The organism is Sandarakinorhabdus rubra (assembly GCF_010994245.1).
Taxonomy (GTDB): domain Bacteria; phylum Pseudomonadota; class Alphaproteobacteria; order Sphingomonadales; family Sphingomonadaceae; genus Sandarakinorhabdus; species Sandarakinorhabdus rubra.
In genome coordinates this window covers 1-9,850 of the sequence record NZ_WMHO01000089.1, presented here as the reverse complement: position 1 = coordinate 9,850, position 9,850 = coordinate 1, and the positions used below count along the sequence as shown (strand labels likewise).

General features: G+C 67.6%; 10 protein-coding genes. 7 read left to right on the top strand and 3 right to left on the bottom strand.

Annotation, left to right across the window (positions count from 1 at the left end):
* From astD to GJV64_RS07295, 3 genes are all read left to right on the top strand, one after another.
* Positions 1 to 1,347, top strand: a 1,347-nt coding sequence (gene astD / locus GJV64_RS07305) for a succinylglutamate-semialdehyde dehydrogenase (protein ID WP_164156607.1), incomplete at its 5' end; no start/stop codon positions are given.
* Entirely contained in the window at positions 1,344 to 2,615 is a 1,272-nt protein-coding gene (locus tag GJV64_RS07300) for an N-succinylarginine dihydrolase (RefSeq protein ID WP_164156606.1), read from the top strand. The genes astD and GJV64_RS07300, both read left to right, overlap by 4 nt.
* A 29-nt stretch (positions 2,616 to 2,644) precedes the next feature.
* On the top strand, positions 2,645 to 3,127 hold the full coding sequence (locus GJV64_RS07295) for a nuclear transport factor 2 family protein (RefSeq protein ID WP_164156605.1): 483 nt from the start codon (positions 2,645 to 2,647) through the stop codon (positions 3,125 to 3,127).
* Between the two features lie 8 nt (positions 3,128 to 3,135).
* Here the strand turns inward: GJV64_RS07295 and GJV64_RS07290 are convergent, their stop codons facing one another.
* The gene (locus tag GJV64_RS07290; protein WP_164156604.1) at positions 3,136 to 4,575 is read right to left on the bottom strand and encodes an AMP nucleosidase; all 1,440 of its coding nucleotides are present in this window, start codon (positions 4,573 to 4,575) and stop codon (positions 3,136 to 3,138) included.
* A 107-nt stretch (positions 4,576 to 4,682) separates the two neighbouring features.
* On the opposite strand from GJV64_RS07290, the gene GJV64_RS07285 reads away from it, so the two are divergent.
* From GJV64_RS07285 to GJV64_RS07275, 3 genes are all read left to right on the top strand, one after another.
* On the top strand, positions 4,683 to 5,831 hold the full coding sequence (locus GJV64_RS07285) for an acyl-CoA dehydrogenase family protein (protein ID WP_164156603.1): 1,149 nt from the start codon (positions 4,683 to 4,685) through the stop codon (positions 5,829 to 5,831).
* Positions 5,832 to 6,007: 176 nt separating this feature from the next.
* Entirely contained in the window at positions 6,008 to 6,529 is a 522-nt protein-coding gene (locus GJV64_RS15600) for a PEPxxWA-CTERM sorting domain-containing protein (RefSeq protein ID WP_164156602.1), read from the top strand.
* A gap of 85 nt (positions 6,530 to 6,614) precedes the next feature.
* Positions 6,615 to 7,007: a DUF423 domain-containing protein gene (locus GJV64_RS07275; protein ID WP_235927642.1), complete on the top strand. Its 393-nt coding sequence runs from the start codon at positions 6,615 to 6,617 to the stop codon at positions 7,005 to 7,007.
* Here the strand turns inward: GJV64_RS07275 and GJV64_RS07270 are convergent.
* Together GJV64_RS07270 and GJV64_RS07265 are read right to left on the bottom strand one after the other, a co-directional pair.
* Positions 7,004 to 7,780, bottom strand: a complete 777-nt coding sequence (locus tag GJV64_RS07270; RefSeq protein WP_164156601.1) for a class II aldolase/adducin family protein — start codon at positions 7,778 to 7,780, stop codon at positions 7,004 to 7,006. The two genes, GJV64_RS07275 and GJV64_RS07270, sit on opposite strands and share 4 nt — an antisense overlap.
* A gap of 22 nt (positions 7,781 to 7,802) precedes the next feature.
* Complete coding sequence (locus tag GJV64_RS07265) at positions 7,803 to 7,973, bottom strand: DUF2256 domain-containing protein (RefSeq protein ID WP_164156600.1); 171 nt, start codon at positions 7,971 to 7,973, stop codon at positions 7,803 to 7,805.
* A gap of 69 nt (positions 7,974 to 8,042) precedes the next feature.
* Between GJV64_RS07265 and GJV64_RS07260 the strand changes: the two genes are divergently transcribed.
* Positions 8,043 to 9,653, top strand: coding sequence for an alkaline phosphatase D family protein (locus tag GJV64_RS07260; protein ID WP_164156599.1), 1,611 nt, complete (start codon positions 8,043 to 8,045; stop codon positions 9,651 to 9,653).
* The last annotated feature ends 197 nt before the right edge of the window (positions 9,654 to 9,850 follow it).

Sequence of the window (9,850 nt, the reverse complement as noted above, 5' to 3'; positions counted from 1 at the left end):
GGCGGCGTGGCGGCGGCGGTGGCGCGTGCCCGCGCCGTCGCGCGCGGCTGGGCGGCAACCCCGCTGGCAGAGCGGATTACCGTCGCCCGTGCCTTCAAGACGGCGGTGGAAGCGTCGGGAGATGACTTCGCCCGGCTGATCGCGCGCGAGACCGGCAAGCCCTTGTGGGAAACCCGCACCGAGGTCGCCAGCGTGGCGGCCAAGGTGGAGATTTCGATCACCGCGCAGGCCGAGCGGGCGGGCGAGAAGGCTGGCGAGGCCGCCGGGGTGAAGCAGCTGCTGCGCCACAAGCCGCATGGCGTGCTGGCGGTTCTGGGCCCCTATAATTTCCCGGCGCATCTGCCCAATGGCCATATCGTGCCGGCGCTGCTGGCCGGCAACGCCATCGTCTTCAAGCCGTCGGAGCAGACGCCGGCGGTGGCGGAGTTCATGGGCCGGCTGTGGTCAAAGGCCGGTCTGCCGGAGGGTGTGCTCAACATCGTCCACGGCGGCGGCGACATTGGTCGCGACCTGGCCGGCGCGGACATTGACGGCCTGCTGTTCACCGGCTCGGCGCATGTCGGTGCCGCGCTGGCGCGCCAGTTTGCCGACACGCCGCACCGCATCCTGGCGCTGGAGATGGGCGGCAACAATCCACTGGTGGCGTGGGATCTGGGGGGGGATGTGGCCGACATCGACGCCGCAGCGGCGACCGTGGTGCAATCGGCGTTCCTGTCGGCCGGGCAGCGCTGCACCAACGCACGCCGGCTGATCTTGAAGGCAGGTGACGACCGGCTGGTGGAGGCCGTGCTGGCGCTGGCCGACCGGCTGATCGTCGGCGCGCCCTTCGATGAACCGCAGCCGTTCATGGGGCCGGTGATTTCCAACGCCGCCGCCGATGGCCTGGAACGCGGCTGGGCGCAGTTGCAGGCCGCCGGCGGGCGGGTGTTGCGCCCGCTGGTGCGTGCCCGCGCCGATCGGCCGTTCCTGTCCCCGGCGGTGATCGACATGACCGGCTGCACGGCCAGCGATGATGAGCTGTTCGGGCCGGCGCTGCAAATCATCCGCGTGCCGGACTGGGATGCCGCCGTGCAGGCCGCCAACGCCACGCGCTTCGGCCTCGCCGCCGGGCTGATCGGCGGGGATGCTGCACGTTTCGATGATTTCTGGGCGCGGTCGCGCGCCGGCATCGTCAACTGGAACCGGCCGACCAACGGCGCCTCCTCGGCCGCACCCTTCGGCGGCATCGGGGCCAGCGGCAACCACCGGCCATCCGCCTATTACGCCGCGGACTATTGCGCCTTCCCGGTGGCAACGCTGGCCAGCGATGCGCTGGCCGCCAGCATCGCTACGGGCCTGAAGCCATGATCCGTGAGATCAACTTCGATGGCCTGATTGGCCCCAGCCACAATTATGCCGCGCTCAGCCTCGGCAATCTTGCCAGCGCGAAGCATGGCGGGGCCACCAGCCGCCCGCGCGCGGCGGCGTTGCAGGGCATCGCCAAGATGCGCTTCGTGATGGGCCTGGGGCTCACCCAGGGTTTCCTGCTACCGCTCGACCGGCCGAATGTCGGCTTCCTGCGCGCCATGGGCTTTGCCGGCACAGACGAGCAGGTGATCGCCCGCGCGGCTGCCGAAGACCCACGCCTGTTCGCCACCGCTGCCTCGGCGTCCTCGATGTGGACGGCCAACGCCGCCACTGTCTCGCCGGCGCCTGACACGGCGGACGGCCGCTGCCACATCAGCGCTGCCAACCTGTCGCGCATGGCCCATCGCAGCATCGAGCATCCCGAAACCCACGCGCAACTGGCCATCGCCTTCGCCGATCCGGCCTTTGCCGTGCACGAGGCCTTGCCGGCGGCGTATGGTGACGAGGGCGCCGCCAACTTCATGCGGCTATGCGCTGCCCACGACGCACCGGGTCTCGAGATCTTTGTCTATGGTGAGGAGGGCGGCCGCTTCCCGGCCCGCCAGAACCGCCGCGCGTCCGAAGCCATCGCCCGCCGCCACGGCGTGGCCCAGGCACTGTTCGTGGCGCAGAGCCAGACCGCCATCGACGCCGGCGCCTTCCACAACGACGTGGTCGCGGTGGCCAACGGCCACGTGCTGTTCGCGCACGAACAGGCCTTTGCCGATGCCGCCGCTGTGAAGGCAGAGCTGGCGCGGTTGATGCCCGATGCGAACTACGTCGAGGTCCCGGCCAGCGCTGTCAGCCTTGAGGATGCGATCCGCTCCTATCTGTTCAACAGCCAGCTGCTCACCCTGCCCGACGGCAGCATGGCGCTGGTGCTGCCCAAGGAAGCCGAGGAAACGCCGAGCGTGAAGGCCTATCTCGATGCGCTGGTGGCCGGCAATGGCCCCATCCGCGCCGCGCATTTCGTCGACGTGCGCGAGTCCATGCAGAATGGCGGCGGCCCGGCCTGCCTGCGGCTGCGCGTGGTGGCCGATCCGGCGCGGGTGGACGCGCGCTTCCTGCTGGATGCCGCCAAGGCCGACCGGCTGGAGCGGTTGGTGGACCGCTGGTGGCCTGAAGCAATCGGGCCCGGCGACATGACGAACGCGGACCTATGGCGTGACGTGAAAGCGGCGCGAGAGGCGCTGTTGACCGATCTGGAATTGGCCGCATTGGCAAGTTAGCATCGGCCATCACAACCGAAGGTTTGGCCATGCGGTTCCTGCTGCAAGTCCTGGGCTTGGCCGTGCCGGCCGCCGCTATGGCCGCGCCGGTGCAAGAAAGCCCGTTGCTGGTACCGGTCAGGCAGTTGTTTGCCAGCTTCAACGCCGGGCGACCTGACGCTGCGGCCAGCGCCTTTGCGGCCGATGCCGTCATCATCGATGAATTCCCGCCCTATCGCTGGCAGGGGCCAAAGGCTCATCATGATTGGGCGGCCGATCTGGCCAAGGCCACTGCCGCCTATGGCGCCACCAACATGCACGCCAGAATCGGCGCGCCGACCTGGGCCGAAACAAAGGGCAGCAATGGCTTTCTGGTGGTTCCCGAAGCGCTTGATTCGCGTGTCAACGGCAAGCCCATGTGCGAGCGTGGATTGCACAGCTTCAGCTTCCGCAAGGAGCGCGGCCAGTGGAAAATCACCGTTTCGGCGTGGGCCCTGGGCGCCATCCTGCCCGGCCGCTGCAAACCGGTCTGATCAGCCGGTCAGCGGAATGGCGGTTCATCAAAGGCCCTTAGCTTGCGGCTGTGCAGCGCCGGGCCTTCATCGCGCAGCAGCATCATCGCCTCGATGCCGATCTGCAGATGCTCAGAGATGGCGCCCTCATAGAAGCGGTTGGCCTGGCCGGGCAGCTTGATCTCGCCATGCAGCGGCTTGTCGGACACGCACAGCAACGTCCCATAGGGCACGCGGAAGCGATAGCCCTGGGCGGCGATGGTGGCCGATTCCATGTCGATGGCCACCGCGCGGCTCTGGTTGAAGCGCAAGCTTGAGCGCGAATAGCGCAGCTCCCAGTTGCGATCGTCGGTGGTCACCACGGTGCCGGTGCGCAGCCGCGGTTTCAGCGCATCTCCGGCCAGGCCGGTGACCTTCTCGGTCGCCAACTGCAACGCCTTCTGCACCTCCGACAGGGCCGGGATCGGGATCTCCGGCGGCAGCACGTCATCGAGCACATGATCGTCGCGCAGATAGGCGTGGGCCAGCACATAATCGCCGATGGCCTGGCTGGGCCTGAGGCCGCCGCAGTGGCCGATCATCAGCCAGGCTTCCGGGCGCAGCACGGCCAGGTGATCGCAGATCGTCTTGGCATTGGCCGGCCCCACCCCGATGTTGACCAGCGTGATCCCCTTGCCGCCTGGCGCGACCAGGTGCCAGGCCGGCATCTGGTTCTTGCGCCAGGCAAAATCGGCGGCCGCGCGCTCCGGATCGGGGTTGGCGGCGGTGATGTCCAGCCCGCCGGGGCAGGCCAGCCGGTCATAGCCTGAACCAAGCTGCCGGCAGGCCCAGCGCACGAATTCATCGACATAGCGGTGATAGTTGGTGAGCAGGATATAATGCTGGAAGTCCTCAGGCGCGGTGCCGGTGTAATGCTTCAGGCGGGCCAGCGAAAAATCCGTGCGGGGCGCATCGAACAGCGCCAGCGGGCGGTGCGCCACCCGGCCCTCTTCCCACAGCCCGTCGGCCAGCTCGTCGCCGATCTGCTGCAGCTCGGTGGTGGGGAAATGCCGCGCCAGTTCAGCCGCCGCCACGCCTTCCAGCGTCAGGTCCGTCGCGCCGTCCAGCACATAGGGGTAGGGGATTTCGACGCCCGAGCGGCCGACCGAAACGCTGACGTCGTAATCGGCCATCAACAGGCCCAGTTGCTCCTCCAGATAGGCGCGGAACATCGCCGGGCGGGTGATGGTGGCGACGTGGGTGCCGGGCCGGTTCAGCCGGGCAAAGGCGCGGATCGGCCGCAGTGCCCGCCGCTCGCCAGCAAACTCAAGACGAAGCTCGGGGTAAGCCCAGTCGCCGCGCACCCGGGCCGCGGCATCTGGCGCGGTGCCAGACGCGATGAATTCTTTCAGCGCTGCGCGCAGTGCCGCGGTGGAACTGGCATGAATATCGATCAACTGGTCGACAAGAGTGGCAGGGGCAAGGGTCATCGTCTGCCTCTAGCGTGAATCGGCCCGAATGTGCCAGTGGCCCAGCCAGCACTGGCCGGTTGCCACATCTACTTTGCAGCCCAGCGGCAGCGGCCTAAGGAATTGCCATGAGCCAGTTCGATCTGACCGACGACCAGAAGGCCATCCAGGAGATGGCCCGCCGCTTCACGGCCGAGGCGATCACGCCCCATGCCGCTGCCTGGGATGCAGAACATCACTTCCCCCGCGATGTCGTGCAATCCGCCGCTGCACTGGGCTTCGGCGCCATCTATGTGAGCGAGGCTGGCGGCGGCAGCGGGCTGGGGCGGCTGGAGGCGGCGCTGATCATGGAGGCGATGGCCCACGGCTGCCCGTCCACCTCTGCCTTCATCTCCATCCACAACATGGCGGCCTGGATGGTCGACTGTTTCGGCAGCGAAGCCGTGAAGGCGAGATATCTGCCCGGCCTTGTCAGCATGGACCAGCTCGCCAGCTATTGCCTCACCGAGCCGGGGTCAGGCTCCGACGCGGCGGCGCTGAAGACGAGGGCCGTGCGGGACGGCGATCATTATGTCGTCACCGGATCGAAGGCCTTCATCTCGGGCGGCGGGGTGAACGATCTTTATGTCACCATGGTGCGCACCGGCGGCGACGGTCCGAAGGGCATCAGCTGCCTGGTGATCGAGAAGGACATGCCGGGCGTCTCCTTCGGCGCGCAGGAACGCAAGCTCGGCTGGCGCTCGCAGCCCACCGCGCAAGTGAATTTCGATGGCGTGCGCGTGCCGGCGGAAAATCTGGTGGGCGTCGAGGGCCAGGGCTTTGCCATCGCCATGGCCGGGCTGGACGGCGGTCGCTTGAACATCGGCGCCTGTTCGCTGGGCGGCGCGCAGCGCGCCCTTGATGAAGCGCTGGCCTATACCCGCCAGCGCCAGCAGTTCGGCCGTGCCATCGCCGATTTCCAGGCCACCCAGTTCCGCCTGGCCGACATGGCGACCGATCTCGCTGCCGCCCGCGCCCTGCTCTACCAGGCGGCAGTTAAGGTGAACGAGAACGCCCCCGACAAGACCATGTTCGCCGCCATGGCCAAGCGCTTTGCCACCGATGCCGGCATGACGATCGTCGATCGCGGGCTGCAGCTGTTCGGCGGCTATGGCTATCTGATGGATTTTCCGATGGAACGGCTGTTCCGCGACCTGCGCGTCCACCAGATCCTCGAAGGCACCAACGAGATCATGCGGATGATCACCGCGCGCGAGCTGTATCGCCTCTCCAACTGAACCGGCGCCGTTAACCAAAGCCGGCGGCCGAGTGTAAGCCGCAGCTTACACCGTGGCGCCCAGGCGGCGCGATTGGCCGCCTCCCTGCAAGGGCTTGCCGCGATTCCTCCACTGGCACGGAAATTGCATCCATTATGGTGCAGTCCGTGACTGTTAACCGGTTCTGGGGGTTTGAGATGAAGAGCATTGCGTATCTTGGGGCCGTGGCCCTGCTGGCTGCCGCCTCCCCGGCGGCGGCGGTTTTCACCATCAACAACAGCCTTGGTGGTGATGGCTTCGTCAACGAGACCAGCCCCACCCTGTTCACCATCACCGGGGATGACACCGGCGCGTCCGGCAACGTCACCAGCTATGGCGACGTGGCCGCGGCGCTGGCCACCGTCAGCGGCAGCTGGAGCTTCACCACCGCCGATGAAGACGCCTCCTGGGATCCGGCCGGCTATTTCATCAACAGCAGCTTCTTCCAGCTCACCAACGACACTCTCAGCGCGCAGAGCGGCGTGTTCAGCTTCAACGTGAACGCCGGAGACAGCTATGGCTTCTATGTCCGCACCGACGATGGCCTGTTCGGCCGCGGTTCGCTGACCGTCAACCTGGCCAGCACCGCCGTTCCCGAGCCGCAGTCGTGGGCGCTGCTGATCGCCGGTTTCGGCCTGGTGGGCGCCGTCGCCCGCCGCCGCCGCCTGCTGGCGGCCTGAAGCGGCACAGTTCGACACCAAAGGCCCCCGCGCCGGCTTGGCGCGGGGGCTTTTCTTTTGGCTGCCGCCGCGCAATGGTCAGCCCATGACCGCTTCAAAGCCGCGCCCCAGGGCGCTGCCCGCCTTCGCCTGTTTCAACGCCATGATCGCGCTGGCCTTCGGCACCTTTGCCGCGCACGGCATCCGTGATCCGCAGGCCCGCGACTGGATCATGACCGGAGTGATGTTCCAGCTGCCGCACGTGGCGGCGGTGTTTGGCCTCATCGCCTGGCGCAATTCCAGCCTGGTGCATTCCGGCGCCTGGGCCGTGTCCATCGGCAGCTTCATCTTCGCGATGGACCTGAACCTCCTGGCGCTGGGCGCGCCGCGCTGGGTGGCGGCGCTGGCCCCGGCCGGCGGCACCGCCATGCTGTTCGGCTGGGCCTGGCTCGCGTTGATCGCCTTTGCCGGCGACGCGCTGCAACGCTTCGAGGATTAATCCCGGAAGCTGGGATCGATCCGGTCGAGCTTCCGGAGCAACGCCGGCCAGGCCAGCATGTTGCCCACCACCTTCAGCCCGTCGCGGCCCTGGTTCGCCGCCTTTTCGGGCGTGCCCTGCGGCGGGTGGTTGATCAGGTCCTGGCCGCCGGCCAGCGCCAGGCATTGCGCCTCGCAGGCTCGTTCCAGGAAATACATCTTGATGAAGGCCTCCGCGACAGTGGCGCCCACGGTCAAGGTGCCGTGATTCCGCAGGATCATCGCCGTCTTGGTCGGCCCCAGATCGGCCACCAGCCGCTCGCGCTCGTCCAGGTCGGTCGCGACGCCTTCATAATGATGGTAGGTCAGCTCGTCGCGGATCAGCATGGCGGTCTGGGTGAGCGGCATCAGGCCATCGCTATGGGCCGACACCGCCTGGCCGTGCGGGGTGTGCAGGTGGATCACCGCATGGGCATCCTCGCGCGCCATATGGATGGCGCTGTGGATCGTGAAGCCGGCCGGGTTGGTGGCGTAGGGCGTCTCCATCACCGGGTGGCCATTGACGTCGATCTTGACCAGGCTTGACGCAGTGATCTCGTCGAACATCAGGTTGTAGGGGTTGATGAGGAAATGATGCTCCGGCCCCGGCACGCGCACGGACAGGTGGGTGAAGATCAGATCATCCCAGCCATAATGCGCCACCAGCCGGTAGGCGGCGGCCAGATCGACGCGCAGCGCCCATTCCTCGGCCGAAACCTGGTCCTTCACACTCGGCGTCTTCAGTTGTGTGGCCATGCGATTCCTCCCCGATCATGCTTCAATTCGAGCCGGTTGCCCTGGCGCGGCCATAGGCCCCGCTGCGGCAGGCGTCGGAACAGTATCGCACATTTTCCCAGTCCCGCGCCCATTTCTTGCGCCAGGCGAACGGCCGACCGCAAGCGGCACACTCCTTTGTCGGAAGATCGGCCTTGCGGCGCATTTTCGCCATGGCGGGCGCTATCCTCAAACTGTCATACAAACCGGCTTTATGACGCCCGTTCTTAAGAGGGAATCGACCATGCGTCCTGCCATTGATCGTCGCGCCTTCCTGTCGGCCACCGCGGCCGGCCTGATCCTGCCGGTGCGCCCGGCCTTCGCCCGGCTGTGGCCGGCCAGCGGCTTCACCCACGGGGTCGCCTCCGGCCATCCGGGGCGCGGCGCAGTGACGCTGTGGACGCGTTATGCCAGCGTCACCGGCGCTGCCACCATGCTGAAGCTGGAGGTGGCCGAAGACGAAGGCATGAGCCGCGTGATCGCGCGCGCCGAGGCGGTGGCCGGCCCGGACAGCTGGGGCACGGCGCAGGTGCGTCTGTCGGGCCTGCCGGAAGGGCGCTGGATCTGGTATCGCTTCACCGCGCCCGATGGCACGCAATCGATGGTGGGGCGCACGAAGACGCTCGCCTCGGGCAAGCTGTCGGCGCTCAAGCTCGGCGTCGTCTCCTGTTCCAACCGGCCGTTCGGGCATTTCAATGCCTATGCCCACCTGGCGGCGCGGGACGACATCGACGCCGTCATCCACCTCGGTGATTATATCTACGAGTACAAGGCCGGCACGTATCCGGCCACCGTGATGCCGGGCCGCGAGATCATGCCGGCGGATGAAATCATCATGATCGATGATTATCGCCAGCGCTATGCCAGCTATCGCGCCGATCCGGGCCTGGCGGCGCTGCACGCGCGGTTCCCCATGATCGCCATCTGGGACGATCATGAATTCGCCAACGATGCCTGGATGAACGGCGCCGAGAACCACAACAACGGCGAGGGCGACTGGGCCCTGCGCAAGGCTGCCGCGCTGAAGGCCCACCGCGAATGGCTGATGACGCCGGAGCGGGCCTGGAACCGCTATGATTTCGGCGATCTCCTGTCGGTCATCACCCTCGACACCCGGGTGTCGGGGCGCGACAAGCAGCTTGATCTGGGCGCGGCGCTGCGTGGCGGCGCCGATGGCATCAAGGCCTTTGCCGGCGGCGAATGGCAGAGCCCGCAGCGCACCCTGCTGGGGACCGAACAGGAAGCCTGGTTCGCCGCCGAGATCGCTGCCAGCGTGAAGGCTGGCCAGCGCTGGCAGCTGGTGGCGCAGCAGGTGGTGATGGGCGACCTGTTCACGCCGAAGAACGCAGTGGAGTGGTTGGGCGCCGATGCCGATCCACGTGCGACCGCCTACATGAAGGCCAGCCTGGCGGCCAACCAGGCCGGCATCCCCGGCGCGCAGGACATGTGGTCCGGCTATCCGCAGGCGCGGCGCCGGCTGCTGAAGGCGATGCAGGACGCCGGCGCCAACCCGATCGTGATTGCCGGGGACAGCCACAACGCCTGGGCCTTCAACCACGGGCTCGACGGCAAACCGGTGGCGGCCGAGTTCGGCGTCCAGTCGGTCACCTCGCCGGGCTATGAATCGGCCCTGAAGGCTGATCCGGCGGTGATCCGTGCCGGGCTGCTGCAAAGCTCGCCCGGCCTCACCTGGTGCGACACCAGTCGGCGCGGTTATCTCACCCTGTCGTTCAGCCCGGCGGAAACCCGCTGCGACTGGGTGTTCATGGACACGATCGCGACGCCATCGCTGGCCACCACGGCCGGCCAGGCGGCGGTGGTGAAGCACGGCCGCCGGCAGATGACGCTGGCCTGATCGGGCGCTATGGCTGGGCGCATGGGCGCTCGCCATCTCCTGCTGCTGGTGGCGCTGCTGGCAGTGTCGCCTGCAGCGGCCGACACGCAATGCGACGCCACCTGGCGCGACGGCCCGCGCGGGCGCGACCTGCCGGTCAGGATCCGGATGCCGGCCGGCATGGGTCCGGTGCCGGCGGTGATCTGGTCACCCGGTCT

Excerpts from the sequence above, each read along its gene's own strand:
- GJV64_RS07300 (WP_164156606.1), top strand. The coding sequence starts at position 1,344 with ATGATCCGTGAGATCAACTTCGATGGCCTGATTGGCCCCAGCCACAAT.
- GJV64_RS07295 (WP_164156605.1), top strand. The coding sequence starts at position 2,645 with ATGCGGTTCCTGCTGCAAGTCCTGGGCTTGGCCGTGCCGGCCGCCGCT.
- GJV64_RS07290 (WP_164156604.1), bottom strand. The coding sequence starts at position 4,575 with ATGACCCTTGCCCCTGCCACTCTTGTCGACCAGTTGATCGATATTCAT.
- GJV64_RS07285 (WP_164156603.1), top strand. The coding sequence starts at position 4,683 with ATGAGCCAGTTCGATCTGACCGACGACCAGAAGGCCATCCAGGAGATG.
- GJV64_RS15600 (WP_164156602.1), top strand. The coding sequence starts at position 6,008 with ATGAAGAGCATTGCGTATCTTGGGGCCGTGGCCCTGCTGGCTGCCGCC.
- GJV64_RS07275 (WP_235927642.1), top strand. The coding sequence starts at position 6,615 with ATGACCGCTTCAAAGCCGCGCCCCAGGGCGCTGCCCGCCTTCGCCTGT.
- GJV64_RS07270 (WP_164156601.1), bottom strand. The coding sequence starts at position 7,780 with ATGGCCACACAACTGAAGACGCCGAGTGTGAAGGACCAGGTTTCGGCC.
- GJV64_RS07265 (WP_164156600.1), bottom strand. The coding sequence starts at position 7,973 with ATGGCGAAAATGCGCCGCAAGGCCGATCTTCCGACAAAGGAGTGTGCC.
- GJV64_RS07260 (WP_164156599.1), top strand. The coding sequence starts at position 8,043 with ATGCGTCCTGCCATTGATCGTCGCGCCTTCCTGTCGGCCACCGCGGCC.